The following is a 15,817-nucleotide window of genomic DNA, read 5'->3' as shown; positions in this document are numbered from 1 at the left end:
AAATAAGCTTATATATAAGAAAATGTATTCAAGGGGTATTTATATGTATACAATTACTGAATTTTCACGGATTTGTAAAATGAGTACACGAATGTTAAGGCATTATGATAAAGAGGAAATATTGAAACCAGCATATGTGAACCCAGAAAATGGGTATAGATATTATGAGCAAGGGCAGTTAGAAATAGCGTTGAAAATTAAAAAGCTAAGAGAGTACAAGTTCCCTTTACCGAAAATTAAAATAATTCTTCAATCATCAGATCAAGATTCATTTATTAAACATATGCAATCGCAAATTATAGAGTTGTCTCATGAGGTGAAACAAAATTTACAGGTTATTTCAGAAATGAATGAAATGGTAAATATGAATCATGGTTTAAATATTGCTCGCCATAGAAGTTACGATATATTAATTGGAATGAGAAATGAAATGACGGTAATTGCTCAAAGACTGCAAATAAATATAGATGATATGGATGATTATTTTTATGACTTATATGAAAAAGTACAAAAGCATAACTTACAAATGGTTGGTTCGCCCTCTACGGTCTTTTATGATGAAGAGTATATTCCAAATGAAAGTGATGTTGAATTAAGGATTCCGGTCATGCATGGGAACAATAAAGATGTAGTACAAGAATATGAAATAAAAAAATTAAATCTACATCAAATCGTTACTACTATGCATTATGGAAGTTATGACTATATAGGCTACGCTTATATTGCGTTAGAAAAATGGATTGAAAGAAATGGTTATGTAATAGATGGTTCACCATATGAGGTCTACATAAAGGGACCTGAATGTGATTGTTTAGTAGAGGAGTATGTGACACAAATTTGTTTTTTAGTTATGAAAATAGACTGAGAATAAGGATTGACATTAACATTATGTCAATCCTTATTCTATTTATGTAAGTAATTCATCATAATAAAAAGGAGAAAGAATATGAAAAGAACAATCACGATTATTTGTCTGATTCTAAGCATGACATGGGTTTCAGCGTGTACTCCTGGAGTAGGAGAAGGTGAGAATGGTAGCTTCGTTCTACCTAATCAGTTGCCCAAAAATGTAGTGTTTAAAAATGGTACAATCTATACTTCAAATGACAAGCAAGACATTGTAGAGGCTGTAGCCGTTAAAGAAGGGAAAATTACATTTGTTGGTTCAAACAAAGATGTAGAAGGATTTATAAATGAAGATACGAAAGTGGTGGATTTACAAGGACGTTTTATTCTCCCTGGTTTTGTGGACAATCATAATCATATATTTGAGGCGAAATCACCAGCAGCAGGGAATTGTAGTGTCTCACCAGATGCTGCGCTGCAAGAACAACGATCGTATTTAAAAGCTTGTAAAAAAGATATAAAGACAGGGGAATGGATAAGTGGAACAGGGTTCAGTTTGGAAGAGCTGTTAAAAGATATGGATGAAAAATCAGAACATCAAACCCCATTACAAGTTCTTGATGAGCTATTTCCTAATAACCCGGTATTAATTATGGAAAGAACCTCTCATTCTGTATGGGTTAACTCAAAGGCATTGGAATCAGCAGGAATAAATAAAGAGACGAAAGATCCGCAAGGCGGAAGAATCATCCGGGATCCAGAGACAGGAAAACCTTTTGGAATTCTGTATGATACAGCTGGGGATATCGTGATGGAAAAAGCATGGAATTCTCAGCCTAATCTCTTTGGAAAAAATTATGAAGGTTTGTTAGACGGTTTAGATGAGGTTGCGAAGAATGGAATTACTACAGTCGGCGATGGACGTCTCTATTGGAAACGAGGCTGGTTAGATGTTTGGAATAAAGTAAATGATGAGAAAAAGTTAACATCGCGAGTAGTACTTCGTCCGTGGGTATATCCGAACTTAAATGAAGCAGAACAAATGGAGTATTTCAAAAAAATTAAGCGTGATGATGTATCATCTCGAATGCTTATTAATCAAGTGAAAATGTATAGTGATGGAATTAGCATTAACAGCACAGCTAAAATACTAGAAAAATATAAATTTGAGTGGTTTAAGGGAACACCGTATGGCTTGAACTATATTCCAGAAGAAAAAATGAAATGGTGGTTAACGGAACTTAATAAACTTGGTTACGGTGCACTCATTCATACGATTGGGGATGGCGGGGTAAGAGAGAGTTTAAATGCAATTGAAGCAGCGAAAAAAGAAGGTGCAAATCAGCCTTATACGCTCACACATGTTGAGATGGTAGAAGATAGTGATATAAATCGTTTTGCTAAGTTAGGTATTAGCGCTGATTTTCAAGTAGGCCATGATTTTGCGGAAGATCCTAAACAAAGCGGGGCAAGTACGTATTTTACAGATCAACAGATGAAACGAATTATGCCGTTAGGGCGAATTTGGAAAACAGGAGCAAATGTATCGCTTAGTAGTGATTGGGATGTAAATGAACTAAATCCACTTGTGACAATTTCGAATGCATTAAGTATTGAAGAGAAAGGCTTATCTGATATATATGCAGCTATTGATGCTTATACGATTAAGCCCGCCAAAGCATTAGGCCTTGATAATGTTACTGGTTCAATTGAAGTAGGTAAATCAGCCGATATGGTATTACTAAATGAAGATATCACTAAAATGAGTGTCGATAAGATTCCGAATGCGAAAGTTTTAGTGACGGTTTTACAAGGGGAAGTAGTGTATCACAAAGAGAAATAAAGAGACACCTTATAAAGTAGTTACAAGTAAATGAATATATTCCTGTTGACCTTAACACGATGTCAAAGTTTAGACTGAACTTACATTCGAAGAAGGGGTGAACATGTATGAGAAATATGGAAAATAGTTTGTTTTATATGCCAGCTGAGTGGGAAAATCATGAGGGGACATGGCTCCAATGGCCTCATGATAAAGCTCATAGAGGTGAAGGTTACAAAGCTAAGCTAGATGATATTTGGGTAACGATGGCAAAGGAGCTTCATTACGGTGAAAATGTGCATATTGTTGTATATGATGAGGAAGAAAAAGTACATGTCCAATCGAAGTTAATGGAAGCGAAAGTGGATATGGATAAAATTGATTTCTTAGTTCAAGAGACGGATGACGTGTGGATAAGAGATAATGGACCGATCTTTGTAAAAGATACGGAAGGCAATCTCTGCTTAACGCACTGGATTTTTAATGGTTGGGGAGATAAATATCCGTATGAAAATGATGTTGTTATTCCGGAAAAAATAAGTGAAATGTATAGCATTCCAAAAGTTAAATCTAGTGTTTGTATAGAAGGTGGAGGAATAGAGATAAATGGAAATGGCACCTTAATGGCGGCAAAAACTTCTATTATAAATGAAAATCGAAATCCTACACTAAGTCAGGAAGAGATTGAAATAGAGTTAACGAAGTATTTGGGAGTAACGAATTTTATATGGATAACTGGTATTCGCGGAGAGGATAATTATGATGAAGATACAGATTACCATATTGATGGGGCAGCGCGTTTTGTAAATGAAAATACAATTCTTTATGAATATGATCCTTTCGGGGAAAGCGAATCATACCTTTTGGAGGCGTACGAAAAGCATTATCAAGAATTGAGACAAGCAAGAAATATAGATAGAAAGCCATTTCAGCTCATACCAGTACCGGTGACAAGAAAAGTGGTAAAAGAAGCAGACTGTAAGGGCTCATATTTGAACTTTTATATTGGAAATGAAGTTGTATTAGTTCCTATATATGGCGATGAACATGACAAGTTAGGGCTTCAAATCATTGAAGGGCAGTTTCCAGGAAGAAGAATTGTCGGTGTTTATGTAAATGAACTGTATGCGTATGGTGGTATGATTCATTGTGTGACGCAGCAACATTTAGTATAAAGTAACCGAAATGAAAAAAGCATGCAGATTCTATAATCTGCATGCTTTTTTCTATAATGCTGAAAACTCTTCAACAAGTTGGGTGAATCGATTTAATGCACTTTCAATCGGTTCTGGCGTAGTTAAATCAACGCCAGCTTTTTTCAGTAGATTTAATGGATAGTCTGAACTACCGCCTTTAAGGAATTCAATATAGTTTTTCTGAGCATTTGGATCGCCGCTTAATAATTTATCGGCGATTTGAATGGCAGAAGCGAAGCCCGTTGCGTATTTGTATACGTAAAATGGACGGTAGAAATGAGGGATTCTAGACCAGCCATATTTTACTTCTTCGTCAAATACAAGTGAATCACCGTTATATTCTCTAAATAACTTTTCATAAATTTCGCTAAAGACTTGGGCGTTTAGTGGTTTACCTTGTTCGGCCATTTCATGTGTGATTTTTTCAAATTCTGCAAACATGATTTGTGTAAAGAAAGTACCTTTAAAGCTATCGATAAAGTAGTTAATTAAATGATTACGTACGTTCGTTTCTTTTGCTTCTTTTAATAAATAATGAATTAATAACACTTCATTTACGGTAGAAGCGACTTCCGCTACGAAAATGGAATAGTGTGCAGAAATTCTTGGTTGGTATCCGTGTGAGTAATGCGTATGCATACCGTGTCCGCATTCATGAGTAAGGGTGAAAAGGCTATTTAAATCATCATGATGATTTAAAAGAATGAAAGGATGAACACCGTATACACCAAAATTATAAGCACCAGAACGTTTTCCTGGTGTTTCTCTCACGTCTATATAGCGTTTATTTTTAAAGTTTTTTAATGTTTCGATATATTCTTCACCTAAAGGAGCTAGTGACGCGATCATTATATCAAACGCTTCGTCGTATGGAATGTCTTGTTTTACACCTTTTACTAAATCAACACTCAAGTCGTATTGTCTTAGTTCATCTACATTTAATTTTTCTTTTCTAAGTTCATTATACGTATGTAATGATTGAATGTTTTTTTTCGTCGTATCGATTAAATTTTCATATACTTCTTTCGGAACCATGTCGCCAAATAATGATTTTTCTAAAGCTGATGGATATTTTCGTAGCTTTGAGACAGTAACATTATTTTTAATAGCTGCGGACAAAGTAGAAGCGATAGAGTTTTTTAACTGAACATACGGCTTGTAATAAGCTTTATATGCTTCTTCACGTTTCTCACGATTCTCATCTTCTATTAGCTTTGAATACATTCCACGTGTTAAGTTTACTTTTTCTCCATCATCAGTAGTCACTTCACCAAAAATTATATCTGCATTATTTAACATGCCAAATGTATGCTGCGGGGAGGAGAGGGCTTCACCCATTTGTGATAAAATCTCTTCTTGGTCTTTATTCAAAACGTGTTTTTTATAACGGTATAGCTCAAATAAGTCTTCTTTATAATAGTGTAAGCCTTCTGTTTCTTCTATGTAAGAATGTAATGTGCTTTCATCTACACTAAGTAAGAATGGGGAAAAGAAAGATTTAGCCGCACTTACTTTCACGTGTAATTGTGATACTTTATCGACAAGGGATTGAGCGTCAGTATCGCGTGTATCAAGATCAGATTGTAATCGTGCATAAGCGAACATTAAAGATATTATGCTAGATATTTCTTCACTCTTTGTTAAATAAGCTAATAAACTATTGCCATCGTGAATATTTCCATTAAACTTGTGTAATTCATTCGTTAATACTTCAATTTTATGAAAATCGCTTTCCCAATCTTCAATTGTATGGTAAATATCCGTTAAATCCCATTTTTCTTTATCAGCTACTTGTAGTCGATCTTTAAGTTCTGTCATAATCATTTCCTTTCTAAATATGTAGTTATATTCCTATATAACTATGAAATACAACAAATTGCAAAAAATCCCTGCTGGAAAATAAAAAGCCTTGCCGAGAATGGCGAGGCTTTAAAAGTTATAATGTAATGCCGAACGTTGAATGAAGGAGGTTTGTATATTGCTCTTTTGTAATTGTTTCTTTTGTTTTATTTCTATTTTTCGTTACTGTAAGGCTATCTTTTGTTAATGATGCGTGCCCGTCATGAGTAAGTTTTACAACAAGAGGTACTTTGTTAAATGGTGAACCTTCATGTTCAACAATAATTTTTTGTGCTGCATTTGCTTTCGTTTCATCCACTTCTTCCAAGTAAAATGCATAACCTACTGTCCAATCATCAGTAGAAGATTGATCTAGAAACTCATTGCTTTTACGCATTTCTAAAATATAATTACCTTTTTCAGTCGTTTCTTTACGAATACGATAGTCGCCTGTTACAGAATGAACGATCTCACCTGAGAAAGGAACAGGGGAAAGGGGTAAATATGATCCGAAACCTACTTCAATTAAGTAAAGTTCATTATGATGTTGTAAAACAGTTGCGATATGCCCTGAATCTACAGCCCATATAGAATTTGTAGCGTTATAAACTGTTCCTGAAACGAGATGGACATCGAATTTAGAGTCTTTAAGGAAGTAATACATAGCCGGATTCAATTCATAACAAAGGCCGCCACGGTTGTTTATTAAAATTTTTTCTTTTAGATTTTCTTTTGATATTTCTTTAAAGTTGTTTTCGAGAATATTTAAGTTTTCAAAAGGGATAGATTGTGACATTGCGTACATAATGTTAGGTAAATCTTCAAATGAAACTGTTTCTTTTTCTTCTATATTTAATCGTGCGAAAAATTGTTTTTGAAAGTTTGTCATGAAAATCCCTCCGTTATGATTTTATAGGTAAATTGTAAACAATCTTGAATAAGATGTGAAATTTAAACTATGTGGGGGTACTTGTGGAATATGTGAAGTTACGTGAAAAATAATGTGAGAGATTAAAAGATTACTACTTTACTAACTGTAGAACGAATATTATAATAATTTTAATAAATTATGCAAACGTTTTCTTGAAGGGGATGGTGTAAATATGTTGAAAAGGATTATGGTAGTCTGTTTATTGTTTACTTTACTTTTTCCTAATATATATGAGGGGAATAAGGCAGAAGCAGCAACAGTGAACAATGGAACATTAATGCAGTATTTTGAGTGGTACGCTCCGAATGATGGGAATCATTGGAATCGTTTGCGTTCCGATGCTGAAAGTTTAGCTCATAAAGGAATCACATCTGTATGGATACCACCTGCATATAAAGGGACTTCGCAAAATGATGTAGGGTATGGGGCCTATGATTTATATGATTTAGGGGAGTTCAATCAAAAAGGAACGGTGCGGACGAAATATGGGACGAAAGCACAGTTGAAATCTGCAATTGACGCTTTACATAAGCAAAACATCGACGTATACGGTGATGTAGTTATGAATCATAAAGGTGGGGCTGATTATACTGAAACCGTAACAGCTGTTGAGGTAGACCGTAACAATCGAAATATTGAAGTATCAGGTGATTATCAAATTAGTGCATGGACGGGGTTTAATTTTCCAGGGCGCGGAGATGCTTATTCTAATTTCAAATGGAAATGGTATCATTTTGACGGAACGGATTGGGATGAAGGAAGGAAATTAAATCGAATTTATAAATTTAGGGGTGTAGGTAAAGCGTGGGACTCGGAAGTGTCTAGCGAGAATGGGAATTATGATTATTTGATGTATGCAGATCTTGATTTTGATCATCCTGATGTTGCGAATGAGATGAAAAATTGGGGAACATGGTATGCGAATGAATTAAATTTAGATGGCTTTCGTTTGGACGCTGTTAAACATATTGATCATGAATATTTACGCGATTGGGTAAATCATGCCAGACAGCAAACGGGGAAAGAAATGTTTACAGTAGCTGAATATTGGCAAAATGATGTTCAGGCTTTAAACAATTATTTAGCGAAAGTCAATTATAATCAATCTGTGTTTGATGCACCGCTTCATTACAATTTTCATTATGCTTCAACAGGAAATGGGAATTATGATATGAGAAATATTTTAAATGGAACAGTAATGAAAAATCACCCTGCACTCGCAGTTACTCTCGTTGAGAATCATGATTCACAGCCTGGACAGTCATTGGAATCTGTAGTAAGCCCGTGGTTTAAACCGTTGGCATATGCATTTATTTTAACTCGTGCAGAGGGCTATCCTTCAGTTTTCTATGGTGATTACTATGGAACAAACGGAAATAGTAGTTATGAAATTCCAGCGTTAAAAGATAAAATTGATCCGATTTTGACGGCACGAAAAAACTTTGCATATGGTACGCAGCGTGATTATTTAGACCATCCAGATGTGATTGGCTGGACAAGAGAAGGTGATGGTGTACATGCTAATTCTGGTTTAGCGACATTACTCTCAGACGGACCAGGAGGATCAAAGTGGATGGATGTTGGAAAGAATAACGCTGGGGAAGTATGGTACGATATTACGGGTAATCAAACAAATACTGTAACAATTAATAAAGATGGATGGGGGCAGTTCCATGTAAATGGAGGCTCAGTTTCAATATATATTCAGCAGTAAATTTGTGATAAAAAAGAAGGGGCAGATTGAAATATAAGTTCTCCTCTTCTTTTTTACATTCTGCATAGTTATTAAAGTATGACACCTTTACTTCTTATAAAACATATAGTATGATGATTTCAATAAATTAGATTTCAATGAACATAAAATATAAATTAATGAGAGGTGCTTTTTGTGAGTGCGGTAGGTACTAAATAGGAAAAATTTAATGAAATAAATCGGATAAGACCAGGGGATTTTTATGTATATCATACCCCTAATTTTGTCATGCATTTATTTCGAAACCTATGAAGATACCTACAATACTTTATAAAGCGTGTAATAAGGGGATTGCCATCTGTTTTTATGGCTTATTTTCTCATATGTTATTACACATGCCTTGTAAATGTAAAAGCTGCGGTATCCCCGCAGCTTTTTTGTATATGTTTTTAATGTATAAAAATGATAATTGAATAATGTAGAACTCATTGGAATCTAATGAGTAGGTATCTTCATTGATGATAAAAACCAATCATAGTGAGGAGAAACAAAATGAATATGATGACTTTTGAAAAGTTACAATATAACGAATTAAAGGATATAGTGAAATCTTATTGTGTAAGTGGATTAGGTAAGGAATTATTAAATAAATTAGAGCCGAGTACGAGTATAAAAGTAGTGAGAAATCGCTTAAATGAAACGACAGAAGCACGAGCTATAGTAGATGCAGAAGGACATGTGCCTTTCTTCGGTATTTCAAATATTGCTAGTACAATTCAAAAATTAGAAAAAGGGATGATTTTAGACCCAGCAGAGTTAGTGAGCGTTTCAGACTTTTTACGTGGGTGCCGAAAGATTAAAAAGTTTATGCTAGATAAAGAATTTTTTGCGCCAGTATTAGCTTCTTATGCAAATTCAATGACTGAATTTAAAAGTATTGAAGAGGAAATTAACTTTTCAATTAAAGGAAATAGCATTGATGCAGCGGCTAGTAAAGAGTTAAAACGAATTCGAAATAACATTGATTCTGTAGACGGAAAAATAAAAGAGCGCTTAACGAAGTTTTTAAATAGTAGTGCAAATAAGAAGTATATTCAAGAGTTCTTTATTAGTAAGAAGGATGATAGGTATACAATTCCAATTAAATCTTCTTATAAAAATCAAGTTGCGGGAAGTATAGTTGAAGCGTCCGCTAAAGGCTCTACTGTATTTATAGAACCACATACGGTTACAAAGTTAAATGCGGAACTCGCAAGTTGGAAAGCAGAAGAAGCGATGGAAGAGTATCAAATTTTAGCGACATTATCAGGAATGGTATTAGAAAACATTTATCATATAAAAATTAATATGGAACTAATTAGCCAATATGATATGGTATTTGCGAAAGCGAAGTTTAGTAAATCAATCGATGGAATAGAGCCGAAGCTAAATGATCATGGCTACATTCATTTAGTAAATTGTAAGCATCCGCTTTTAAGTGGGAAAGTAGTACCGTTAAACTTTGAAATCGGTCAAGAATACCGTAGTTTAATTATTACAGGACCGAATGCAGGCGGAAAAACGATTGTGTTAAAAACAATCGGATTGTTAACATTAGCGACAATGTCAGGCCTGCACATCGCTGGAGATAAAGAAACAGAAATTGCTATTTTCGAAAATGTATTTGTAGATATTGGTGATAATCAAAGTATTGAAAATGCACTAAGTACATTCTCATCGCATATGAAAAATCTATCCGAGATTATGAGGATGTCAAATAATAATACATTACTACTATTTGACGAAATAGGAAGCGGTACAGAACCGAATGAAGGTGCGGCGCTTGCGATATCTATTTTAGAAGAATTTTACCTTGCGGGATGTATTACAATTGCGAGTACGCATTACGGTGAAATTAAGCGTTTTTCAGAAATGCATGGTGATTTTATGAACGCAGCAATGCAATTTAATAGTGAAACACTAGAGCCACTTTATAAATTAGTGATCGGTAAATCAGGTGAAAGTAATGCACTTTGGATTGCGAATAAAATGAATGTGAGAGACCATGTACTGCAAAGAGCGAAAGAGTATATGGCAAATAAAGAATACGCTCTAGAAAAAGTGAATGAAAGTAAAATTAGAAAACCAAAATTCGTGCAAGAAAAAAGAGAAAATGACTATGAATATAAAATCGGTGACCGTGTGAATTTATTGGATCATGATGATTTTGGTATCATCTATAAGGAAAGAGATAATTTCTATAATGTCGTTGTATATTATAACGGTGAATTCGTTGAAGTGAATGTGAAACGTATTACTTTAGAGGTAGCGGCGAAAGAATTATACCCAGAAGGATATGATTTAAATACACTATTTGTCGATTGTAAAGAAAGAAAAATGCAGCACGATATGGAGCGCGGATCGAAAAAAGCGCTTCGTAAAATTGAAAAAGAAATAAGAAAGAATAGAGGATAATATAGAATGGTAACGATTAGACAAGAACAACAAAATGATTGTAGTAAAACTGAAGAAGTTGTAAAACAAGCATTTTCAAATGAAGAATTTAGTGATAAAAAGGAACATGAACTTGTAAAACGTATTAGAGAATGTGACGCGTTTATTCCTGAATTATCAATCGTTGCAGTAGATGAGGAAATAGTCGGGCATATTATGTTATCAAAAATTAAGATAGAACAAGACGGAACTTCTGTAGAATCATTAGCACTCGCACCAGTTTCAGTTGCTAGGGGCCATCAGAAAAAAGGAATTGGCGGAAAATTGATCGTAGCTGCTTTAGAAAAAGCGAAAGAACTAGGATATGAATCTGTTGTGGTATTAGGACATCCAGAGTACTATCCGAAATTTGGATTTAAAAAAGCAAGTGATTGGAATATAAAAGCACCATTTGAAGTGCCAGATGAAGTGTTTATGGTGATGGAATTAAGAGAGAATGCTCTTCAAGGTGTAGAAGGAGTTGTACAGTATTCGAGTGCTTTTGCTGAGTAGGAGAATCGATTAAGGAATAATCATAAAAGATGCTATCTTTTTGTAGGGATATACAGAAAGATAGCTTTTTTTATTAAGCAAATTCACTTACGTATATTTTGCTCAATGAATAATTGAGATGGTAAAATTGATATAGAAATGTAAAGGGAGAGAATATGATGAAGAATCGAGAAACAGATAGCAATGAGAATGTAGTTACGTTATATGTTACAAGACATGGAAAAACAATATTAAATACGAACCAGCGCGCGCAAGGTTGGGCAGATTCTCCGTTAGTAGAAAAAGGTGTGGAAGTTGCCTCTAATTTAGGAACAGGATTAAAAGATGTTCATTTTGCGAATGCGTATAGTAGTGATAGCGGCCGAGCGATTGAAACTGCTAATTTAGTATTAAAATATAGTGAGCAATCAAACTTAAAACTTGAGCAAAGGAAAAATTTACGAGAATTAAATTTTGGTATTTTTGAAGGTGAAAAACTTGAAAATATGTGGGATGTGGTTGGAAAAGCTGCGGGCGTTGCATCACCAGAAGAACTCATGAAGTTTTCTATTCAAGAAGTGATTAATCTGATTAGAGCAGCAGACCCTACGAAACAGGCGGAAGATTGGGAATTATTTTCTACTCGTATAAAAACAGAGATTGATAAAATTAGTGAAGAAGCTGCTAAAAATGGAGGTGGCAACGTTTTAGTTGTCGTTCATGGGCTTTTGATTACTGCCTTAATAGAAATGTTAGACAGTACCAAAACAAAACTTGGAGTAGAGAATGCAAGTGTAACGAAAGTTGTATATCAAGATGGGGAATATACAGTAGAATCAGTTGGGGATATGAGTTATGTTGCAAAAGGGAAAGAAAGTGTGGAAATTTAACAGGGTGTATTACGATTCCTTTTAGATTTTCAAAATGGGGGGAATAATGGATTTTCAAGATTTGATGGAATTTAAAGGATATATATATTTAAACAAATTGATTGAACCTGAAGAAAATTCACTGAGGGTACTTATTGATAGGTGCAAAGTTAACAAAACTAAGGGACTTATGAAAATTACAAATGAGGTTGAAATAGAAGGGTCATCCATTGATGTTGATGACAATCTACCAATTGTGCAATTGGATTTTGAAACGTATGTTGCTTACTCCATTACTAATGAATCGTTTACTGTAATGGATGACTACGAAATTTCAGAAGGTAGAATTTTTAGGATTTACTCAAAATCAAGATATTTGGATTTCATTAAAGCAGGAACAATTGCTGAATTTATATTTCCTGAAGAGCAGTTCGTCCACTATCAAATTCCTTGTTTGAACCATATCATCGACATTATTTCATATGATGAGCCGAAAATTACTGGAATAAAAAGAAACTAATAAAATTCCATACTAAAAGAGCATCGGAATCGATGCTCTTTTATATGCTTATCTTTTCCTTTTTAAAGTAGAACGGTTATGGAATTAATAAAATCTTCCCAGTACTTTTTCGGCTCTCTAATAATTCATGTGCAAGAGCACCATCTTGTAAAGCGAATGTAGTTGGACTCGCGATATTTAATTCTCCTGCAGTGATCCAATCAAATAATTGAGTAGAGCGTTGCTTACGTTCTTCATACGTAGTAAGAACGTTCCAAAGGTCTCCGCCAGTTAAAGTTTTCGAAGTATCCATAAGCATACGTGGATCAACTGGCGCAGGATTACCACCGGCCATTCCGTAAAATACGACAGTACCACCAGTTTTAGTTGCTTTAAAGCTTTCCGCGAGCGTAGAACCTACGGATTCATACACAACATTTACTCCGGCACCATTAGTCATTTCAAGTACATTCGTATGCCATGCTTCAGTATATAAAAATACGTGATCAGCACCAGCTAACGTGGCTATCTGTGCTTTTTCTTTTGATGACGTAAGACCGATTACTTTTCCGCCTTGTAGTTTAATCATTTGGATGAGAAGTTGACCAACACCACCAGCTGCGGCATGTACTAAAGCTATATCACCCTGTTTTATTTGATAGCTATCTTTCGTTAAATAATGTGCTGTTAATCCTTGTAATAAGACAGAAGCGGCTGTTTCAAAAGAAATAGAATCTGGAAGCGTAATTGCTTTTTCAGATGGAACGGCAACTAATTCTGCATTTGAGAATGGAACGTCAGCAAATGCAATACGGTCTCCAGGATTGATAGTAGTAACGTCTGCTCCTACTTTTTCAACAATACCAGCGCCTTCATAACCTAATATATAAGGCGGGTTACCAGCGAGATGATAATCACCGCGGCGTCTATAAATATCAGCGAAATTTAAACCGATTGCTTTTGTACGAACAAGAATTTCATTTGAATCTATGATTGGATCAGGTATTTTTTTATATTGTAGTACATCTGGACTTCCAAACTGTTCGAAACAAAGTGCTTTCATATGGAATACCTCCATTTTATTGTTTGTCGATGCTATTTATCATACAATACAAATATCAATAGACAAAGAGGATTATTTCGATGAAATCAATCGGAAATACCGATTGAAAAGAGGGATGATAAATGGAGATAAAACAATTAATTACATTTAAAGTAGCAGCGGACACTTTGAACTTTACGCAAACTGCGAAGAAATTGAACTTTGCTCAATCGAGCGTAACGGCGCAAATTAAAACGTTAGAAGCTGAGCTAGGTACGCCGTTATTTGAAAGATTAGGAAAACGTCTTTTCTTAACTGAAGCAGGCAGGAAGTTTCAACTATATGCTGATAAGATGATTGCACTCAGTAACGAAGCGAAAATGGCTGTGAAAGATGATGAGGAAATAGCGGGTACGTTAATAATCGGTGCACAAGAAAGTCAATGTACATATAGGCTTCCATCTATATTAAAGAAATTTAAAGCACAATTTCCGCAAATAAAGCTTATATTTAAACCTGCGCATTCAAATAAAGATGCGAAGGAACAATTGATGGAGGGGAAAGTAGATCTTGTATTTATTTTGGACGAATGTAAAACAGAGGATGTTTTACATGTGGAGCCGCTTATGAAAGAAGAATTAAAAGTAGTAGCTGCTCATACGCATCGTTTACTTGAACAACCTTCCGTTTCTACAAAAGATTTAGAAAGCGAAACACTTTTACTAACAGAACTAGGTTGCTCGTATCGGACTTTATTTGAAGAGTTATTCCGTGCGGAAGATGTATACCCAGCAAATAAGATTGAATTTGTTAGTGTCGAGGCAATTAAACAATGCGTTATTGCAGATTTAGGTATAGCAGTTTTGCCAGCAATAGTAGTAGAAAAAGATATACGAGAGGGAACGATAAAGGAATTAGTCTTAAAGAATACAATCACTCCGATCTATACGCAAATTGCTTGGCATAAAGATAAATGGATGACAGCGCCACTGCAGCAATTTATTGAGGTGACGAGGGAGTCTTTTGCAAGGAATTAAGTGGAGAAATATTTGTTTTATATGTAAGAAAAAATGGCACTTTTGTATAGAGAGAACCGATACTTGGATGAAACAAGTATCGGTTCTTTATAGCATATTTTTATAATCATTTTTAAGTATTGCCATAATAATTTCATCCGAGTACGTATCATTATAAAATAAGGATTGACGTAAGGTTCCTTCTTTTACAAACCCAACCTTTTCATAAGCTCTAATTCCACGTAAATTATGGCTAAATACTTCTAACTGTAAACGATTGAATGTGAGTTGTTCAAAAACAAATCTTAAAACTATTTTCATAGCTTCAGTTCCGTAGCCTTTCCCTGTTAATGAAATAGAAAGCATAGATATTCTGAATCCAGCTCTTTGGTTCTCCTCATCGATATCTAAAATCGATAACTCTCCAATCATTTCGTCAGTGCTGTTTAAACAAATAGCGAAATCATAGCGATTTGAATCATTATTTATATTATCTATATGTGCTTTAATTTGCTCCAATGAAAAAGTAGGCTTGGTTCCAGTCATATATCTTATTTCTTCATCCATTGTACTTTCTAATATAATGGGCGCATCTAGCTCGCAAAGGGGCCTTAAATAAATTCTTTCACTCTCTAATCTCATTATAAATTTCTCCTTAAGGTTGGTGATAGAGTATATAAATATTTTTGATATACATTGAAGAAGAGTTTTATTTTGTGTATCGTTTGAAAAGTATGTATCTTACTTTGATGTTACATGAATTTTATAATGGTATGGTATACCTAAAACAAATAATAAAAGTTTTATACACAACAAAATGTATCAACAAGTTTTTTGATAATACTATTATTATTGCTTTTCATTCCACTTTTAAATGAACATGAATTTTTTATAAATATTTTTAGTGGAAAATAAGCCTTTCCCACTAATTTGCACCGTAGTTAAACAAGAATTAAATAACGTTATTGTCACTTTACAAGAGCATGTTTTGATTGGTTCTCAAAACATGCTCCTTCTTTTTGTTTGTTTATCCCGTATTAACGGATAGTGAGACTCCAACTTCGAACCTTGACCGAAGCAAAGTAGGTAGGAGTCGGCTT

General features: G+C 34.4%; 13 protein-coding genes. 9 read left to right on the top strand and 4 right to left on the bottom strand.

The features are described 5' to 3' along the window. The first annotated feature begins 43 nt into the window (after positions 1-43). The 3 genes from I6L50_RS23180 (at position 44) to I6L50_RS23170 (ending at position 3,843) form a co-directional block, all read left to right on the top strand. The gene (locus I6L50_RS23180) at positions 44-865 is read left to right on the top strand and encodes a MerR family transcriptional regulator (protein WP_219303247.1); all 822 of its coding nucleotides are present in this window, start codon (positions 44-46) and stop codon (positions 863-865) included. Between the two features lie 81 nt (positions 866-946). Beyond that, on the top strand, positions 947-2,689 hold the full coding sequence (locus tag I6L50_RS23175) for an amidohydrolase (RefSeq protein WP_219303246.1): 1,743 nt from the start codon (positions 947-949) through the stop codon (positions 2,687-2,689). Between the two features lie 107 nt (positions 2,690-2,796). Beyond that, positions 2,797-3,843: an agmatine deiminase family protein gene (locus I6L50_RS23170; protein WP_219303245.1), complete on the top strand. Its 1,047-nt coding sequence runs from the start codon at positions 2,797-2,799 to the stop codon at positions 3,841-3,843. Between the two features lie 51 nt (positions 3,844-3,894). Here I6L50_RS23170 and pepF read toward each other — a convergent pair whose 3' ends face one another. Both pepF and I6L50_RS23160 read right to left on the bottom strand, forming a co-directional pair. Then, positions 3,895-5,682, bottom strand: a complete 1,788-nt coding sequence (pepF, locus tag I6L50_RS23165) for an oligoendopeptidase F (protein ID WP_219303244.1) — start codon at positions 5,680-5,682, stop codon at positions 3,895-3,897. 118 nt (positions 5,683-5,800) lie between these two features. Beyond that, the gene (locus I6L50_RS23160; protein ID WP_219303243.1) at positions 5,801-6,592 is read right to left on the bottom strand and encodes an arylamine N-acetyltransferase family protein; all 792 of its coding nucleotides are present in this window, start codon (positions 6,590-6,592) and stop codon (positions 5,801-5,803) included. A gap of 214 nt (positions 6,593-6,806) precedes the next feature. Between I6L50_RS23160 and amyS the strand changes: the two genes are divergently transcribed. The 5 genes from amyS to I6L50_RS23135 all read left to right on the top strand — a co-directional run bounded on the left by amyS (position 6,807) and on the right by I6L50_RS23135 (position 12,680). Then, positions 6,807-8,348, top strand: coding sequence for an alpha-amylase (gene amyS / locus I6L50_RS23155; RefSeq protein WP_219303242.1), 1,542 nt, complete (start codon positions 6,807-6,809; stop codon positions 8,346-8,348). A gap of 531 nt (positions 8,349-8,879) precedes the next feature. Then, entirely contained in the window at positions 8,880-10,781 is a 1,902-nt protein-coding gene (locus tag I6L50_RS23150) for an endonuclease MutS2 (RefSeq protein ID WP_219303241.1), read from the top strand. Between the two features lie 6 nt (positions 10,782-10,787). Continuing rightward, positions 10,788-11,312: a GNAT family N-acetyltransferase gene (locus I6L50_RS23145; protein ID WP_002137597.1), complete on the top strand. Its 525-nt coding sequence runs from the start codon at positions 10,788-10,790 to the stop codon at positions 11,310-11,312. Between the two features lie 158 nt (positions 11,313-11,470). Continuing rightward, positions 11,471-12,181, top strand: a complete 711-nt coding sequence (locus I6L50_RS23140; RefSeq protein WP_219303240.1) for a histidine phosphatase family protein — start codon at positions 11,471-11,473, stop codon at positions 12,179-12,181. Between the two features lie 46 nt (positions 12,182-12,227). After that, the gene (locus I6L50_RS23135) at positions 12,228-12,680 is read left to right on the top strand and encodes a hypothetical protein (protein WP_215577268.1); all 453 of its coding nucleotides are present in this window, start codon (positions 12,228-12,230) and stop codon (positions 12,678-12,680) included. Between the two features lie 76 nt (positions 12,681-12,756). On the opposite strand, the gene I6L50_RS23130 is transcribed toward I6L50_RS23135, so the two are convergent. Beyond that, complete coding sequence (locus I6L50_RS23130) at positions 12,757-13,722, bottom strand: quinone oxidoreductase family protein (protein ID WP_219303239.1); 966 nt, start codon at positions 13,720-13,722, stop codon at positions 12,757-12,759. A 122-nt stretch (positions 13,723-13,844) separates the two neighbouring features. Between I6L50_RS23130 and I6L50_RS23125 the strand changes: the two genes are divergently transcribed. Further along, complete coding sequence (locus I6L50_RS23125) at positions 13,845-14,738, top strand: LysR family transcriptional regulator (protein ID WP_219303238.1); 894 nt, start codon at positions 13,845-13,847, stop codon at positions 14,736-14,738. Positions 14,739-14,825: 87 nt separating this feature from the next. Here I6L50_RS23125 and I6L50_RS23120 read toward each other — a convergent pair whose 3' ends face one another. Then, entirely contained in the window at positions 14,826-15,359 is a 534-nt protein-coding gene (locus I6L50_RS23120; protein ID WP_002190291.1) for a GNAT family N-acetyltransferase, read from the bottom strand. Between the last annotated feature and the right edge of the window lie 458 nt (positions 15,360-15,817).

This window comes from Bacillus sp. FDAARGOS_1420 (assembly GCF_019344915.1).
Classification (GTDB): domain Bacteria; phylum Bacillota; class Bacilli; order Bacillales; family Bacillaceae_G; genus Bacillus_A; species Bacillus_A mycoides.
This window is presented reverse-complemented; position numbering and strand designations above follow the sequence as displayed.

Coding starts and splice junctions, on each gene's coding strand:
- I6L50_RS23180 (WP_219303247.1), top strand. CDS start 44: ATGTATACAATTACTGAATTTTCACGGATTTGTAAAATGAGTACACGA.
- I6L50_RS23175 (WP_219303246.1), top strand. CDS start 947: ATGAAAAGAACAATCACGATTATTTGTCTGATTCTAAGCATGACATGG.
- I6L50_RS23170 (WP_219303245.1), top strand. CDS start 2,797: ATGAGAAATATGGAAAATAGTTTGTTTTATATGCCAGCTGAGTGGGAA.
- pepF (WP_219303244.1), bottom strand. CDS start 5,682: ATGACAGAACTTAAAGATCGACTACAAGTAGCTGATAAAGAAAAATGG.
- I6L50_RS23160 (WP_219303243.1), bottom strand. CDS start 6,592: ATGACAAACTTTCAAAAACAATTTTTCGCACGATTAAATATAGAAGAA.
- amyS (WP_219303242.1), top strand. CDS start 6,807: ATGTTGAAAAGGATTATGGTAGTCTGTTTATTGTTTACTTTACTTTTT.
- I6L50_RS23150 (WP_219303241.1), top strand. CDS start 8,880: ATGAATATGATGACTTTTGAAAAGTTACAATATAACGAATTAAAGGAT.
- I6L50_RS23145 (WP_002137597.1), top strand. CDS start 10,788: ATGGTAACGATTAGACAAGAACAACAAAATGATTGTAGTAAAACTGAA.
- I6L50_RS23140 (WP_219303240.1), top strand. CDS start 11,471: ATGAAGAATCGAGAAACAGATAGCAATGAGAATGTAGTTACGTTATAT.
- I6L50_RS23135 (WP_215577268.1), top strand. CDS start 12,228: ATGGATTTTCAAGATTTGATGGAATTTAAAGGATATATATATTTAAAC.
- I6L50_RS23130 (WP_219303239.1), bottom strand. CDS start 13,722: ATGAAAGCACTTTGTTTCGAACAGTTTGGAAGTCCAGATGTACTACAA.
- I6L50_RS23125 (WP_219303238.1), top strand. CDS start 13,845: ATGGAGATAAAACAATTAATTACATTTAAAGTAGCAGCGGACACTTTG.
- I6L50_RS23120 (WP_002190291.1), bottom strand. CDS start 15,359: ATGAGATTAGAGAGTGAAAGAATTTATTTAAGGCCCCTTTGCGAGCTA.